General features: G+C 39.2%; 12 protein-coding genes and 1 pseudogene. 5 read left to right on the top strand and 8 right to left on the bottom strand.

Features of this window, described 5'->3' with window-relative positions; genetic code table 11:
• Positions 1 to 14 precede the first annotated feature (14 nt).
• The 5 genes from ACM0OY_RS19285 to ACM0OY_RS19265 all read left to right on the top strand — a co-directional run bounded on the left by ACM0OY_RS19285 (position 15) and on the right by ACM0OY_RS19265 (position 4,486).
• Complete coding sequence (locus ACM0OY_RS19285; RefSeq protein WP_190953382.1) at positions 15 to 185, top strand: bacteriocin; 171 nt, start codon at positions 15 to 17, stop codon at positions 183 to 185.
• 109 nt (positions 186 to 294) lie between these two features.
• A complete protein-coding gene (locus ACM0OY_RS19280) occupies positions 295 to 1,416 on the top strand; it encodes a T3SS effector HopA1 family protein (RefSeq protein WP_414570461.1) in 1,122 nt (373 codons plus the stop codon).
• Entirely contained in the window at positions 1,416 to 2,426 is a 1,011-nt protein-coding gene (locus ACM0OY_RS19275) for an aldo/keto reductase (RefSeq protein WP_414570460.1), read from the top strand. The genes ACM0OY_RS19280 and ACM0OY_RS19275 overlap by 1 nt, the downstream gene beginning before the upstream one ends.
• Before the next feature lie 5 nt (positions 2,427 to 2,431).
• Entirely contained in the window at positions 2,432 to 3,238 is an 807-nt protein-coding gene (locus tag ACM0OY_RS19270) for a peptidylprolyl isomerase (protein ID WP_414570459.1), read from the top strand.
• 219 nt (positions 3,239 to 3,457) lie between these two features.
• Positions 3,458 to 4,486 (top strand): CPBP family intramembrane glutamic endopeptidase, encoded by a 1,029-nt coding sequence (locus ACM0OY_RS19265; RefSeq protein WP_414570458.1) that lies wholly within the window; start codon positions 3,458 to 3,460, stop codon positions 4,484 to 4,486.
• 81 nt (positions 4,487 to 4,567) lie between these two features.
• Here ACM0OY_RS19265 and ACM0OY_RS19260 read toward each other — a convergent pair whose 3' ends face one another.
• The 8 genes and pseudogenes from ACM0OY_RS19260 to ACM0OY_RS19225 all read right to left on the bottom strand — a co-directional run.
• Positions 4,568 to 5,314 (bottom strand): peptidylprolyl isomerase, encoded by a 747-nt coding sequence (locus ACM0OY_RS19260; RefSeq protein ID WP_414570457.1) that lies wholly within the window; start codon positions 5,312 to 5,314, stop codon positions 4,568 to 4,570.
• A gap of 123 nt (positions 5,315 to 5,437) precedes the next feature.
• Entirely contained in the window at positions 5,438 to 6,964 is a 1,527-nt protein-coding gene (locus ACM0OY_RS19255; RefSeq protein ID WP_414570456.1) for an HlyD family efflux transporter periplasmic adaptor subunit, read from the bottom strand.
• A 78-nt stretch (positions 6,965 to 7,042) separates the two neighbouring features.
• The gene (locus ACM0OY_RS19250) at positions 7,043 to 9,769 is read right to left on the bottom strand and encodes a peptidase domain-containing ABC transporter (protein WP_414570455.1); all 2,727 of its coding nucleotides are present in this window, start codon (positions 9,767 to 9,769) and stop codon (positions 7,043 to 7,045) included.
• The gene (locus ACM0OY_RS19245; protein WP_414570454.1) at positions 9,732 to 10,385 is read right to left on the bottom strand and encodes a helix-turn-helix domain-containing protein; all 654 of its coding nucleotides are present in this window, start codon (positions 10,383 to 10,385) and stop codon (positions 9,732 to 9,734) included. The genes ACM0OY_RS19250 and ACM0OY_RS19245 overlap by 38 nt, the downstream gene beginning before the upstream one ends.
• 958 nt (positions 10,386 to 11,343) lie before the next feature.
• On the bottom strand, positions 11,344 to 12,507 hold the full coding sequence (locus ACM0OY_RS19240) for an ATP-binding protein (RefSeq protein WP_414570453.1): 1,164 nt from the start codon (positions 12,505 to 12,507) through the stop codon (positions 11,344 to 11,346).
• Between the two features lie 159 nt (positions 12,508 to 12,666).
• Positions 12,667 to 13,113: a response regulator gene (locus tag ACM0OY_RS19235; protein WP_096537481.1), complete on the bottom strand. Its 447-nt coding sequence runs from the start codon at positions 13,111 to 13,113 to the stop codon at positions 12,667 to 12,669.
• Entirely contained in the window at positions 13,058 to 15,364 is a 2,307-nt protein-coding gene (locus ACM0OY_RS19230; RefSeq protein WP_414570452.1) for an ATP-binding protein, read from the bottom strand. Before ACM0OY_RS19230 ends, ACM0OY_RS19235 begins: the two co-directional genes overlap by 56 nt.
• A gap of 378 nt (positions 15,365 to 15,742) precedes the next feature.
• A pseudogene (locus ACM0OY_RS19225) lies at positions 15,743 to 16,290 on the bottom strand (dolichyl-phosphate-mannose--protein O-mannosyl transferase); the annotation flags it as partial.

Raw genomic sequence — 16,290 nt, 5'->3', positions numbered from 1 at the left:
GAGATTAACTCATCATGGCTAATATCAAACTGCACGACTTAAGTCCCGCTGGTTCTGAACTTTTTCAAGATTCTGAAAGCTTTCTCAATGAATTAAATGCTGAAGAATTAAATAACGTTAATGGAGGATTGCTCGGAATAACACTAACTATCACTATAACAATTACAATTACTTTTACTTTGTAATATTGGAAGTTGTATAATAGTTTTTCCCAGCATTATTAACAGTGCTAATTAAAGCACTGTTACTCCTAAACAAGAGTAAATCCTGTCTATTTATTAACTAACTTATTCAATGAGTACTGAATTATTAGAATTTACCGAAAATCAATTTTTAGAAGCAGACCGACGACTGTGGGATGCTTTAGAAGACATCGTTAATAACGTTGAAATCGAGTCTGATTTTTGCATTCGTCACCCAAATTACAAGCCTTTAGATCTGCCAGAAGAGGTGATAGTTCGTTTCAAAAAGATGTCTCAGGATGTTCAAAATAAATACTCGAATTTGCAACTGCGTAGTTTTCTCTACGGAATTTATTACAACGGTTCTCTACAAACGACTCTGGCGCTTGATGGAGATTCATCTAACTTGCAATTACACCAAGATTTAGAAAATAACTCCTTCTTAGGGGTAGACTTGGCGTTTTACGATCGCTTACACAACAGCAATACTGGAGAGGGCTACTTTGACGCTAATTGGTCTGTAGTGAAACAAGTCAATGATGATACCTTAATGGTCGCAAAGGGCGGTTTAAATTTATACATTAAACGTGATTATCACTTACAACCAGCCGAACAATCTGCGGTAGTAGGCGATTTAGTTACGATTCGACTGCCTAAAAATCGAGTTCAAAATGGATTTTATTTGGCAGTTGGCAATGCTGGTCCCCAAACTATCGGTAATCCAAATCATCAGCCACAAACTGTACGCATTTACTTTAATTTGAGTCCTGACGGTGCAGTTGCAGTCATGGGTAGCCTAACCCAGCAACTCAACGAAATTAATATTCCTTTCACATTTAAAGCACTATACAATCCTGCGGACTACGGTCGCTATGACTCAGCAGTACTTTACTTTGAGAAAAGCTACTACGAAGCAGTCCGACCAATTTTACAAAGTGTTTATACAGAAAAGCGATTGCACTTTAATCCAGAAGTTCCATTATTCACAAAATTTCTGATGCCAGGGCTAAGTTTGGCAGAAGAACCAAACCAGAGATTTGCAGCCCAAGAAAGTTTTGGTATCAACCGCTGTCAAATTATTGCTAATGGATTGTTACAAGCTAGGCAACAGGGAAATAACTCTCCTAAAGAACGGATAAAAGCTATTCTCGAAAACTTTTCTCTTCTGGGAATTGAATTACACCGTTCTTATCTTAATGCCAACTCTGAAGACATCTACACACCGTTGAACTAATGCAAATACTCGACCTTGCGCCGCCAAAAGTAGCAACTTCCAACGAAGTTAATTTCAATAATAAATTTCCTGAAGCAGATTTGCCATTTTACCGCAAACTAGGACGAACTGATTTAACTGTTAGCGCTCTAGGATTAGGAGGTGGAGGTAAAATCTCTAGTGAAGATACTCTTTATGCCTTCGACCAAGGGATTAACTTCTTTTTTTACTCTAGCGATTTGCACCACTATCTCTACAGCCACATGTCTGAGGGACTGCGGAAATTATGCGGTCGTGGCTCATCAGTGCGAGAAAAAGTAGTTTTGGCAACGGTGAGTTATATCAAAAATCCAGATGCGGCAATGGCAGCCATCATCGACCAATTTGTAGACCTAAGAATGGACTATATTGATGTCTTCTTTTGGGGCTGGATTGGCACTACTGATGAGCCAATGTTTGAGAAATGCTTAGACAGATCTAACGATCTTAGAGGTGCCGGCAGCATCTACGAACGGATTGTAGAAAGAATGTTTGGCGTTTCCGAACGTCTCAAAAAAATGGGGGCTGTTCGTTATATTGGCGCTTCTTTTCACGACCTGGATTTAGCTAACAAATGGCTGAATAATTCTTTAATAGATGTGGCGATGGTTAGACATAATGTCGCTCATCGTACTGCTCAAAAATCAGTATTCAACAATTTGGAAGCGGAAGATCCACAGCGATCAGGTGTTGTCACGTTTAAGTCTGCGGGAATGCACGGGCCCCTTTGGCATCCTCCTGCTGGTTTGCCAGAAGGATGTTGGCAGCCTTCAGTTCCCGATTTATACCGTTATTCTTTGAGCCAAAACTGTGTAGATGTCTGCCTGATGGGTTCAGAAAAGCGGGAACATATAGACGCAGCGATCGCAGGCATTCAAAAAGGTAAACTCACCACGGAAGAAATAGATTATCTCAACCTTTATGGTGATTTACATCGCCATCGTTTCCAAAACCAAAATATTCCTACAGATAGATTAATTTACCGAGGTTAATAATTATGACAGAAAATGTAGCTACACCAAGAATATCTAGCGGCGAAAACCTTTTAGCAACACTAAAACTCCCAGAAATTTCACTCGCAACAAATGAACAAATATTAGACCACCTACGCCATTCATATAAAATTGGTGCTGTTGCTGCTGATGCTGAACAAGAAGTCTTGATTTTACGTCTCTGCGAACAGCTAGAAATTACAGTTTCTGAAGATGAATTGCAAGCCGCAGGAGATACCTTTCGCCAAGATCATAAATTATTAACAGCTTCAGAAACTTTGTCATGGCTAGCACAGCAGCGTTTACAAGTAGAAGAATGGTCTGAAAGTATTAGAGTCGCACTGCTGAAACAAAAGTTAAAAGAACGTTTATTTGGCTCAACTATAGATACTCAATATCTAGTCGATCCTTATATTTTTAAACGCGTTGCTTTATCTCAAATTCTCGTACTCGATTTGACAGAAGCTTTGAGAATAGTCCAAGCACTGCAAGAAGATAAGGCTGCCTTCTGTAGTTTGGCACTACAATACTCAAAGGGTAAACAATCCAAAGAGAATGGCGGCTTTGTGGGTATTCGTTTTGTTTCAGAACTACTGCCAGAACTAGGACAAGCTATTACAGAAGCAAAAGATGGCGATGTAATTGGTCCAATTCAAACTAAGTTGGGTTATCACATTCTCAAAGTCGAAAAGTGGTTTTCTCATGAGTTCAGAGAAGTCAAAGAGCAAGTACTAGAATTTCTTCTGCAAACATGGTTAAAGAGTCAAATTCACTCTGATTCTCACAGTTTAGCAACAGCTAAAAATAATTAGAAATTACACAAGTTTCTTGGATATTTATATTTATTATCCAGGAACTTTTAGAGGATGTTTGAAAATTCCTCTTGTCGATAGCAAAACGTTCTAGATCTCCCTAAATCCACGCCACTTGCTCATCGGGGAAACCCCCAAGATCGCAGTAGCTACTCTTAAAAAGAGGGACTTTGATTCTGGTTCCCCCCTTTTTAAGGGGGGTTAGGGGGGATCAATCAAGTGCCTACAATCACAACCAACCACTTTTCAAACAACCTCTTAGACGAAATATCTATAGAATGTAATAATCAAGCTATGTCAATACATCATCAATCTAAACATAATTACCTCAAACTCAGGTATATTGGTGAGTTTATGAAAAGACATTTCAAAAAAGTTTGGCTCTTTCTCGGTCTAACTTTTTTCTTTAATTATTTATTAGTCATTCTGTACCTAGCTTTAGGTGGTAAATGGGCCGTACCTGGTTCGCTGATTGTAACTACAGCTTATATGTTTATTCCAATGCTCGTTGCTGTAGTTATCCAGAAGTTAATTTACCACGAACCATTGCAAAAACCATTTGGTATTTCTTTTAAGTTCAATTGGTGGTTTTTGGTAGCATGGTTATTGGCACCAACTATAGCATTTATGACCTTTGCAGTTAGTCTACTTTTTCCTGGAGTTGAATATTCTCCAGAAATGGCAGGGCTATTTGCACAATTAAAAACAGTACTCTCTCCAGAAAAATTGCAGCAAGTACAAACTCAAATAGCAGCTTTGCCAATTCCCTTGATTTGGATTAGCTTAATACAGGGTTTAATTGCAGGTGCAACCATCAATGCTGTTGCAGGTTTTGGTGAAGAATTAGGTTGGAGAGGGTTGCTGCAAAAAGAACTTAATTATCTAGGGTTCTGGAAGTCATCATTTATTATCGGTTTGATTTGGGGAATATGGCACGCCCCAATAATTATCCAAGGACATAACTATCCTCAACACCCGTTATTAGGTGTTTTGATGATGACAATTTTTACCCTATTGTTATCACCAATTTTTAGCTATATCAGACTCAAGTCGCAATCTGTAATTGCTACTTCTATTTTACATGGAACATTGAATGCTACAGCTGGACTCTCTATATTAGCAATCAAAGGAGGTAATGATTTAACAGTTGGTGTTACAGGATTGGCTGGTTTTCTAGTCCTAATAGCTGTAAACATCAGTCTATTTATTTATGAGTATGCCAGTTCTACAAGGTCACTGATAAAGTAAAGTCCAACAAATAAATTATCCAACTTTGTGGGGTGGGCAAAATGCCCACCCCACAAAGATTAATTGGATATTTTCTAAGGCTTATTTTTCTGAAGTCAGAACAGGGAGAAATTCAAATTTCTCTATTTGTAACTTCAACCAAGCAGTAAATAAATCTGTCAGAATTTGACGGGATAGCTTATTATCTAGCTCTGGTTGAATGATTTCCTCAACTAATATTAAATGTATTCCCTTAGAAGTAACTATGGGTTTGAGAAGTTGAGGAGGTTTAGCAGCAAAGACCGCAGCAGAAATTTCTGGCTTTAAATCTTTACGATACAATTTCCCTCGATAACCTAATTTTCGGCGTAATTCTTTATCTTCAATATATTTGTGAGCAACCTCATAAAAGCTAACTTCACCTTCCTGGATAGCATAAAATAGTTCTAGCGACAAATCTTCATCATCTAAAACAACTTCATAGAGCAACACCGTAGCATAATCTAGTTGATGTTCAAAGAAATATTGTTCAACTTTATCTCCAAACAGATGAGCGGCTAATTTTCCGGAGATAACAGTGTTGTAGACTAATTCTTCAAAATTATCGAGAGATAAACTATGTTTTTTTAACCACGCCCAAGTATCATCAGCATTATTGAGTTTTTGAGCTAATCGTATTTGGTCTGCTGTTTGCTGAAGTTCTTCGGTTTCTACTTTTATGCCTGCTTTATCTACTGCATTTTTGATAATTTGAAGAGTAATAATATCTTCAATTATTTCAGGAATTTTACAGGATAATTTCACCTGATTAAGAATATCTTCGTTAGTAATTGTAATCGTTTGTGGCATGAGATTCTCCTAAATAAAATAATTAAAATTTCACAAGAAAGAATAAGTGATTGGATCTGAATTATGTATTCTTCTTCAAGCCTACATATGCAACTGAAAAAAGGTGCAATTATAATAATTGGTTTACAATTTCACATCTCCCTGTTGTAACTTTTTAAATGGATCTAGTAGAAAATCAATAATTCGGCGCTGGCGCACAATCACTTCAGCTGTTGCTGTATCTCCAGGACGCAAGGGAATACACTTATTTGCAGAAGGGATACAATTCTGTTTTAGGGCAATATCTAAGTTATAAGCTGCCACTTTTCCATTAGGAGTATCTATCTCTGTAGTAGTAGGAGAAATTTTGATTAATTCCCCTGATATCACTCCATAATCTTGAAAAGGATAAGCATCAAATTTCAGTTTCACTGGTAATCCTGTCTGCAAAGAACCACTTTCTGTGGTTGCCATTTGTGCGCGAATTATTAAAGGCGAATTGAGCGATGCAATTTCCGCCACCATTGTTCCAGGCTGGACAACAGAACCAGCTTTTTCAATCGGCAGATGAAATACTATGCCACTACTAGTAGCTCTGATTTCTCGTTGTCCTAACTGAAATCTTAATGCTAAAATTTGTCTTTTATTTTGAGCAATCTCCGATTGTAATGAAGTAATATCAGTTTCTAAACTTTTCTGCTGTTCTGCAATTTTTAGCACAGCTAGCTGACCAGAACGAGTCAAAGTTTCATAACTCCTTTCTTGTTCTTTTAATCGTAATTTAGCTTGTTCAATATCCGCATCAGTTTGGCGAATACTCCGCTCGTAACTACTTTTTTGTTCCGCCAATGTTAATTTAGCTTGTTCAATATCTGACTTAGTTTGTTCATATAATTTTTGTTTGTCTTTAGCTATATCTTCCTTTTCTACAACATTAATTTCTGGAACAACTCCTTCTTGTTTGAGTTTCCTATAGCGTTCAACTTCTCGCTGAGTACTTCTCAAACTACTCTCAGCCAATTTACTATTAGTATGGCTATGTTCAAGAGTTTTCTGTACTTGATTAACCTGAGCTAATTTTTCTTCTTTTTGTAATTGATAGGCATTTTTCAGAGCATCAAGATTTTGGCTTGCTTGAGCGATTTGGGTCTGCTTCTCTAACTGTTGAGATTGATTTTGTTGCTGTTGAGTTGCTAAAGACACAAATAATTGACTTTTAGATGCATTTAACTGAGCAAGTCGATTTAATTGTCCCTCTAATTTATCCTGTGCCTGCTGTAAATCTGATTTGACTAGTTCCGATTCTAATACCAATAAAGTCTGTCCAGGTTTTACTGTATCACCTTCCTTGACTCGAATTTGAGCAACAGTTCCGGCCACAGCAGCATCGAGCTTAATTGTCTTTTCTTTAGGCTCAGTTCGTCCTCTAGCTGTGCCAGTTTCATCAACCTGAAATAGCATTGCCCAAGGTAAAATTATAGACACAAATATAGCTAAAAAATATAGCAATCCTCTTGTCCAAACCTGTGGAAAGCTATCAAGTGATTCCTTGGTAATTTCAGACCAATCATCAGTTTGATTGGCTGGAATTTGTGAATCTAAAATTTCCTGCTCAAATATTTCTTCTGGTACTGAGTTAGTCACTCGCCCATTCAATATAGTATTTGGCATAATTATGTTTGAAATATATTTTTCAATGTTGATAAATTAGAAATCATTAATTAATGATAAATTATCTGTTTCTATAGTTCATGCTGCCACCTGTAACTGCTGTTGATTTAGATAGAAATAATGTCCTTTTTTGGACATCAATTCTTCATGATTTCCACTCTCAATTAACACTCCTCGGTCTAGCACTAAAATCAAATCGGCATTGCGGATTGTAGAAAGACGATGGGCAATTACTAAAGTAGTTCTTCCTCTAAGAATTGTGTTAAAGTTCTGCTGGATAATCCTCTCTGATTCGGTATCTAGATGAGAAGTTGCTTCATCTAAAACTAATAACTGAGGATTACCTAATAAAGCTCTAGCAATAGCTATTCTTTGTCTTTGTCCACCAGACAATAATCCCCCGCCTTCACCAATTTGGGTTTCATACCCCATTGGTAATTTTTTAATAAATTCGTCAGCACCTGCTAGTTTTCCAGCCTGGATTACCTCTTCTAAACTTGCCCCAGGATGTCCTAAGCTAATATTTTCTCGAATTGTGCCGCCAAACAAAAAGGTATCTTGGTCAACTACCCCAACTTGCTGACGTAAGGAACTTAAAGAAATGCTGGTAATATCTTGTCCATCAATCAAAATTTTGCCATCTGTTGGAGGATACAATCCTAAAACCAACTTAGAAATGGTAGTTTTTCCAGAACCACTACGTCCTACGAGTGCCACCATTTGCCCTGGTTTAATTTCAAAGCTGAGATTCTCTAAAATATTGATATCACTATCTGAGTGATAGCGAAATGTTACTTTGTCAAAACGAATATTGCCTTTAATTTTTGGTAAATTTTGTCGTGGCTGGTGATGTAAATCTTCTTCTGGCTCTGCATCTAATACATCATTAATACGTTCCATTGCTATCACGACTTCCTGAAACTGATTCCACAAGACAGTTAAGCGTTGAAAGGGCGAAATAATATTACCCAATAGCATATTAAATGCCACTAGTTGCCCAATAGTTAATTGGTTGTGGATCACTTGGTATGCCCCAAACCACAGCAAACCAGTAGTCATCAGTGCTTGAATTGTGTTACTGAAAATTTGTAAACGATTATTAATAACCTGTCCAGAAAAATTAGTTTTTACTTCTTTATTTAATAACTCTTCCCAATGCCAACGCACTGTTTGTTCTACTGCTGTTGCTTTGACTGTCCTGACACCAGTTAGAGCTTCAATTAGGTAACTACTTTCTTTGGCAACAGCGTTAAATATTTCCCGCGAAATTTTTTGTAAAAAAGGTGTGGCAACTAAAGCCAGTAAAGCAAAAGGTGGGATAATTAATAATGACAGCAACGCCATTTTCCAACTGTACCAAAACATTAATCCCACATAGATAAAGACGGTGAGTAAATCTAGCAGGATTGATAATGCTTCACCAGAAAGAAAGCGTTGAATTTTGCGGTTTTCTTGGACGCGAGAGATAATATCTCCCACATAACGTGACTCGAAGAAATTTAAAGGTAGGCGTAGGGTATGGCGAATAAACCCGACAATTAGTGCTAAGTCTATCCGATTGGCTGTGTGGTCTAGGAGATATTGGCGCAACCCTGTCATTGCCACCCGAAACAGGTTAAACATCAGCAATCCTATTCCCACAGCTGTTAAGGTGAGTTCCGATCGCTGCACTACTACGCGGTCTAAAATTAGCTGGGTGAATAAGGGAGTAATCAGTCCAAATATCTGAATAAATATTGAGGCAATAAATACCTCCAGCATTACCAAAGAATGAGGCTTCATCAACTCAAAGAACTGCCAAAAAGGTGTAGAACTCTCTTGAGTCTCTTTGAGCATGGCTGTCGGTTGCAGCAGCAATGTGTAACCTGTCCAGTTGGCTTTAAATTCGGCGTGACTGAGGGTGCGTTGGCCGATGGCCGGATCGGCTACAATCACATGTTTGGCGGTAACTTCGTAGACGACAATGTAATGCTTGCCTTCCCAGTGAACAATGGCTGGTAAGCTTTGCTTCGCTAATTGCTTCAAACCAGCTTTTACCGGTCGTGTGGCAAAGCCCAAGCTTTCGGCTGCTACCAATAACCCGCGCAAAGATGCGCCATTGCGATCGACATTGGCGATATCTCGCAAGCGATTGACACTAAAGCGTTTCCCCCAATAGCGAGACACCATCACCAAACAAGCTGCACCGCAGTCAGATCCACTCTGTTGAGCAAAAAACGGATAGCGCCGTGTCACTCGCTGCCATAAATGCCCGACTTGCTGAGTGGGATTGGGAAAATAGGCTTTGCTAATTTTCTTTCCCTGGGGCACATCGGCTGGTTGCGACAAAACATCTGTTTCAGAATCTGCATTTGTCTCAACATTGTTGGCAGTATTGCCTAATTCCACCTGTTCGGGATTGCGAGATAGTGCCCTAGCCCATAAATGCTCTCGAATCTGAGGATACTTAGCCATCAATGACCCCAGCACCTCACCCGGAATAAAACACAGTTGTAAATTTACTGAGGCTCTGGCAGCATAAGGTTGAAATTGTGTATCTGGGAATAAGGTAAATTCCCCGAATGAGTCTCCCGGCTCTAAAGTAGCGATTAATTCGTCGGCGCTATCAAGCAATCTTACCTTGCCAGCGATCGCAATATATACACCTGGTTCAACGTCAGTCCCTTGCCAAAATTTGCCGACTTTGGGGTTGCTTTCTTTAAATTGTGGCAGATATCGTTCAAATTCTTCTTTAGAAAGAGAATGCCCCAGAATATTGTTGAGTTGTTCAAGAGAAAGCAACTGATTGGATATGTTGTGCGCCATTATTTGAATCTTTTGCTAATTTTGCAAAGTTAATAGGTAATAATTCGGAATCTTCCGCATTAGTTACCGATTTGAGGTCACCAATCAAAATTTTGTTACCTTGAGTCTGCTCGTTGCTGCTGGCTTCGGTGTTGTTTGCTTTTGGCCGTGTGGATAACCCCATTTGTTTGAGCAGTCGCTTCAGATGGCGATCGCTTAATTCAATCCCAAATTCTTTTGCCAAATGTTTGGCTAGCCAGTTTGCTGTCCACCGCCGAAAAGAATAGCCATAATCTCGCGGACTATTTCTCATCAGTTCTTGCAAACGTTCTAAATACTCGTCATTTATTGCCTTCGGGCGACCAATGGGGCAATCTTGCCATTGATGCGCCATTCCTGTCTTCGCTATGTGCGTCCAATGTCTTGCTGTTGCTGGACAACACCCCAAAATTTGACAAATCTGGGTTTGAGTTTTTCCCTCATCTGCCAACAACATAATTTCAATGCGTTGTCGGTAAGACTCCAGCAAACTTTTCTGTAAATTCACTAGCAATAATTTTCGCTGAAATGATGTTAGATACTTACCGCTATTTACATCTGTATACTTTGTTTGAACTTTCGTTTCAGAGTCAGCCATATAGGTAAAATCACTTGATTTTTGACAAACAAATGTCTTATGTTCAATGCATATTTAGGCAGTTATCTCTAAATTTAAGTAGAAATGACTATAGATATCGCAAAAGCTAATTTTTAGTCGTATCTGTAATACTTATCACAAGTCGCTTTTTATTTTATGCAAGAAAATTAATTTTGGAAAGTGATATTTTTTACAGTGACTTTGGGATTATTCCTTTTTTAGGGATAAATTAACCTACAAATCGTATTTATAAATTCCGAAAACAGCCGCTAAAGTTTAATAAAGTTTTTGTAAAGATCAATGAATTAATTGTGAACATAGAAAAAAGAAGCCATGGCTGGATACCTCAGACAACAGGCTTGAAAGTCTCTTCTAATCTGGGTTTTATGCTCCAACTGCTATGAATTCCGAAACACCCAGCCGCGCGATCGCGCACCCTGCCCTTAGCAAGGACAAAATGTATAAAAAAATACCCCTAAGCCGGGGAGAGAATTAAGGGGTGGAGTACAATGTTTGTGGTAATCATAACTAATATCTGAACATAATATTCTTGATAGGTTTGATTTCAACTTTTAGACGTTATTTCTAAGTAAAAATATAGTTTTTGTAGGGTGCATTAGGCTTAAGCCTAATGCAACGACAGTTATAATCGACGGAAGCCGCCGCTTATCCTACCTACCCTACTTAAGGCTTACTGTATAAGTGGTTTTCCATAAGTTTATATTTTTAGATTAAATAACAATCGGGGAAAACTAGGGGAGACGAGTCAAGTCGCTTCTCTACGAGACGCTGGGCGAACGCTCCAATTCAAAATTCAAAATTCAAAATGACGCTCGCGGACACGGCTTAGCTACGCTAACAAAATTCAAAATTAAGTTTAAGAAATAAAGCGACTTAAAATCCAGACCCCAATAGACTTTCACCCTGTTGCCTATTGCCTATTCCCTGCCATAACAGCTTAAACTTTTAGTAAAGGCAAGGTGACAGTAAAGGTTGTACCTACTCCAACTTGACTATTGACTACAATCTCGCCTCCGTGTGCTTCTACACACTTTTTGGCGATCGCTAGCCCTAAGCCGGTGCCAGGAATACTTCCCACATTATCTGCACGATGGAAAGGCTCAAACAGTCGCTTTTGGTTTTCTTCAGGAATGCCAATTCCCCAGTCTTGAATTCGGAAAATTACCGCTTTTTCCTGGCCAATTAGTTCAAAGCGCACCATACTACCTGGTAATGAATACTTAATAGCATTGCTAAGTAAATTCCCTAAAATGTGCCGCAGCAGACTTTCATCCCATAGTCCTTGGCCTAATTGGCCAAAACTGCCGAACACCAAACTAAGATGCTTCTGGCTAGCAGCTAATTGAACTTCATTGATGAGTTGGCGACAAAAAGCTTCCAAATCCAGAGAAATTAAATCACACAGCAGTCTACCAGAATCAGCTCTACCAATCAATGAGACTTCATCTAATAGCTGCGCCATATTTTTGATTGCTGAGCGAATCAACTCTAAATGGTTGAGTTTTTTCTCCTTGGTCAATCTTTCGTCGTGACTTTCTAGTAATCCAGCAGCCAAAAGAATAGTATTCAGGGGATTACGGATGTCATGGGAGAGCATCGACACAAATTCAGATTTGAACTGATTGATTTCTTTAGCTTTCACCAGTTCAGCAGTTCGTTCTTCAACCCGGCTTTGTAACGTCTCATTAACCGTGCGTAATGATTCTAATACCTGCTTGCGCTCGATCGCATAACGCAGCGATCGTACCAACACATCTACATTTACCTGTCGCTTGACTAAATAATCTTGTGCCCCTTGGCGTACTGCCTCAATTGCTAGTTGTTCATCATTTGTATTAGTTAGTACAACAATTGGTGTACTTGGGGCTTGACCAATCAGAGGAGGCAAAGATGATAATCCTTGGCTGTCGGGTAGAGTTAAATCTAACAAAATAACATCATAATTAGACTGACTTAGTTCCTGGAGTGCTTCCCCCAATCGCTTCACATGAACCAAAGTGAACTCTTGCAACTGGGCTTGCATGAGAAACTCTTGTAACAACCTAGCAGAAGCGAGGTTATCCTCAATTAACAAGATTTTTACTGAGTAGCTCACAACCATAATCTTCGGGTTTCACCCCCTATTGCTCCTCTATCTTGTAAATGGGCATTGGGCATGGGGCAAAGGGGAAGGGGGAAAGGGGAAGGGGGAAAGGAAAGATCTCCCTTTAACCTTTACCCTTTTCCCTTTGCGAAGCCATCTCCCAAGTCCCCACTCCCCTCAATCCGATGGTAGCGTCACAGTAGAAAGCCAAAAGTCTTCAATACTCTTGACGATTTGGAATAGCTGGTTGAGGTTGCGGGATTTAGTAATGTAGCAATTCACATGCAAATCGTAGCTATGATAAATATCATCTTCATTTTTTGAGGTTGTTAATACAACAACTGGAATACGTTTTAGTACTGGGTCGGCTTTAATTTCCGCCAGGACTTCTCGACCATCTTTTTTGGGCAAGTTCAAATCGAGCAAGATAAGGTCAGGGCGGGGTGCGTTGGCATATTCGCCTTCTTGGCGTAAATAAGCCATAGCATCTATGCCATCCCTGACCGTTACCACCTCGTGTGGCACCGAACTATTTTTCAATGCTTCTTGAATTAAGCGAATGTCGGCTTTATTGTCCTCGACCAAAAAGATGGTTTTGTGTTTTTCTCCCGTTTCTACGCTCAAGTTCGCGTCCTCCAACTGGAATCGTGAAGTAGAAGGTTGCGCCTTTACCCAGTTCTGACTCTACCCAGATCCGTCCCCGATGGCATTCGACAATCTTCTTACATATGGCTAAACCCATACCTGTACCAGTATATTCATCACGTGTATGTAGCCGCTGAAAGATGACGAAAATGCGATCGCTAAATTGTGGGTCGATACCAATTCCGTTATCCCGCACTGAGAATAACCACGCATCTTCTATTCTTTCTGCTCCCACATGGATTTGTGGTGGCTGGGTACTGTGGAATTTAATGGCGTTACCGATGAGGTTCTGGAATAGCTGCATCAGTTGGGTGCTGTCAGCCATAACTATTGGCAAGGGGTCGTGGGTAATGGTAGCCCCAGTTTCCTGAATGCGTTGACGCAAATGACCCAAAGCGCGATTTAAGGGTGTTTCTACCTCGTTCATTTGAAATGCGATCGCTTGCATATCGACTTTTGAGTATGCCAGCACATCATCAATCAATGTCTGCATCAGGCTAACTCCCTGTACAGCATAGCTGATAAATTCCTGGGCATCCTCGTCGAGTTCTTCGGAATAGCGCATTTCTAATAATTGCACGTAATTCACGACTTGATTGAGTGGTTCTTGCAAGTCATGGGAGGCGACGTAGGCAAATTTTTTCAATTCGGCATTGGAACGTTCTAAATCTTGCGCTAACTGGGCGAGTTCATCGGCTTGACGCAGCACAATATTCACAATTGCTTTTCGCAATTCTAGCGCTGCTTTGATTTCTACTTCTTTCCAAGGTAAAGAAGTTAAGCGAACGGTTTCTTTCCACAGTTCAAATGATTTGCGCGGACACAGACGCACATTTCCTTCTGATTGGTTGACTTCAAATGCTTTATTGGGATCGCCACCCCAATTTACGGTTTGAATTACTTCAGGTCGGAACCACAAAACATAATTGCGCTTGGCGATGGGAATAGCTAACAAACCGCTGGCGACATTTTTAAATGTTTCGGCATCTGGATAAATCTGCGGCAGAGAATCCGTATAAAATACTTCTTGCTCAACATTATTTTTCAGCCATTGAACTAAGAAATTCAGTTCTTCTTCTTTAGGAGTTTCACCAACTACCCTGCAATTGCCGCCAAAACATACGGCTGCACCTTGGGCACTGGCTAAATCTAGAAAATTTTGGGGGTTTTTAACTAAACCATCAATGAAGTTTTCTTCTTGGGACATGTATTCAATCAAGACTGATTGAAGATGTGTCAAATTTATCCGGTGATAGTAATCTTCTGTTTCTTCTCTGGCTGAAATTTCTGTGAATATGACTCGTCCTAAAAACTCGCAAGCCTTACGCAATTCGTAAGAAACATATTTTGGTGACTGATGATGACAAGCAATTAGTCCCCAGAGTTTTTGGTCTTTAATTAATGAGATAGTCAGCGAAGCACCAACATTCATATTATGTAAGTACTCTAGATGACAGCTAGCAGCACTTCTGAGAATAGAGTTAGTTAAATTAACGGGGCGATCGCTAATCGGGTTATTCACCGGAAAAAGTTTTACTGGCTCTGAATAAGCATCCGGGATAATTCTGATGGAATTGGAAGCAAATAGCTTTCTCGCTGGTTTGGGAATATCCGACTCTGGATAGTGCAGTCCCAAGTATGGCTCTAAGCTTTCTAATTTTTCTTCAGCAACAACACAACCATGACCATCATCATCAAATTTATATAACATTACCCTGTCAAATTCCGTTAGTTTCCTGACTTCTTTAACGATAATTTGACAAAAATCATGGAGACTTGCTGTTTTTTCTAGTTGGTTAATTGAGGCTCTAGCTAGATGATAAAAGCTTAAAAATGGAATATTTTCTTGAGTAATGGCAGGTTCTAATTCCAGAATCAAAAATCCTTCTAGATTCCGGTGAAAAACTGCATCAAATACTATATAGTCATCACCTTTTTTTCTTACCCAAACCTTCGTCGGATTGATAAAATCCAGATTTTCCTCAGATAGTCCTTTTTTAATTCTTTCTATTTGGAACGAATCGAGTAAATCTTCGAGTTTTTTTTGCAACATATTTTCGGGAGGAATTCCCAAAATTTTTAATGTATTAGTACTAACTTGTAATATTTTTAGCTCTGGCTCCTCCAACACCAACAGAACACCATGAGGCTGAATTTGACTAGAAATATGAATCGGTGCTTCTTTCAAGCTAATTAGATTAATACCTGGCAATTGTATGTTCATTTCCATAACGATCCTCCTGGTGCGGTTCGGGAGCATCAAAACTAGAGTATCTATAATCACTTAAAATGATTAGTGTAAAAATTTCCGTAATTTTAATTCATCATTTTTACTTAGTATCTAATTTTTTATGCCCTTATATTGCGTTTTGCAGCCTTTTTCTGAATCTGCTTGCGCTTTAAAAGTGTAACAGCGACCAAACTGAGATACAGATAAGAAATGTGAAAATCATGTGATTAAAAAAATCTATATATATGTAGCTGTGTTAAGTATAAAAATTAGTTTAGGAATTTTTAGGTGAAGCTTGTGGTTAGTCATTTGTCCTTTGTTATACCCTACAGGAAGCGGAGTTAAGCGCGTTGATGTATTTGCCCTGCTTTATCTGAGTTAAATCCAAGATTTAAACCACATCCGCAGCCAATAGCCGTCATGGGAGAGGGGTAAACCTAAATAAACGGGCATCCAGAAAATAAAAGCAATTAAGATTATAAAAGTAATGGTGACGCCTACTGCACGGAGTTGTTGATAATAACTGCGAAGACACTGATCGACAAACCAAGCGATCGCTAAAAATACAAATACCACTGCACACATATAATGGTAAATAAAAACGCACCTCGTCACCTTTACCCAAGGTAATAAATTAGCAGTATAATTTATTACTAAATACAAGGCAATCCAAGTATCGACGCTAAGAGTTGCAGGCACAGAAAAACGCTTTTCCTTTACCCAAGGAATTAAGGCTTGGGACACCAGCATTCCGATTAAAAATAAAATTGCAGCAACACCAAACCACCACAAAAATGGATTGCCCATTGCATGGACATCATAAACAATTTGTCCAGGGCCAGCAGGCAAAGGCGGCCCCATAACGGGTAGCGGCTCGTTAATACTTCCAGCCGTTTGATAATAATATGCCATTGGTCGAGTCATCA

The sequence above is a fragment of the Nostoc sp. CCY 9925 genome (assembly GCF_963920935.1).
Classification (GTDB): Bacteria; Cyanobacteriota; Cyanobacteriia; order Cyanobacteriales; family Nostocaceae; genus Nostoc.
The sequence above is the reverse complement of the archived record's forward strand: the minus strand, read 5'-3'. Positions and strand labels throughout refer to the sequence as shown.

Excerpts from the sequence above, each read along its gene's own strand:
- ACM0OY_RS19285 (WP_190953382.1), top strand. The coding sequence starts at position 15 with ATGGCTAATATCAAACTGCACGACTTAAGTCCCGCTGGTTCTGAACTT.
- ACM0OY_RS19280 (WP_414570461.1), top strand. The coding sequence starts at position 295 with ATGAGTACTGAATTATTAGAATTTACCGAAAATCAATTTTTAGAAGCA.
- ACM0OY_RS19275 (WP_414570460.1), top strand. The coding sequence starts at position 1,416 with ATGCAAATACTCGACCTTGCGCCGCCAAAAGTAGCAACTTCCAACGAA.
- ACM0OY_RS19270 (WP_414570459.1), top strand. The coding sequence starts at position 2,432 with ATGACAGAAAATGTAGCTACACCAAGAATATCTAGCGGCGAAAACCTT.
- ACM0OY_RS19260 (WP_414570457.1), bottom strand. The coding sequence starts at position 5,314 with ATGCCACAAACGATTACAATTACTAACGAAGATATTCTTAATCAGGTG.
- ACM0OY_RS19255 (WP_414570456.1), bottom strand. The coding sequence starts at position 6,964 with ATGCCAAATACTATATTGAATGGGCGAGTGACTAACTCAGTACCAGAA.
- ACM0OY_RS19250 (WP_414570455.1), bottom strand. The coding sequence starts at position 9,769 with ATGGCGCACAACATATCCAATCAGTTGCTTTCTCTTGAACAACTCAAC.
- ACM0OY_RS19245 (WP_414570454.1), bottom strand. The coding sequence starts at position 10,385 with ATGGCTGACTCTGAAACGAAAGTTCAAACAAAGTATACAGATGTAAAT.
- ACM0OY_RS19240 (WP_414570453.1), bottom strand. The coding sequence starts at position 12,507 with ATGGTTGTGAGCTACTCAGTAAAAATCTTGTTAATTGAGGATAACCTC.
- ACM0OY_RS19230 (WP_414570452.1), bottom strand. The coding sequence starts at position 15,364 with ATGGAAATGAACATACAATTGCCAGGTATTAATCTAATTAGCTTGAAA.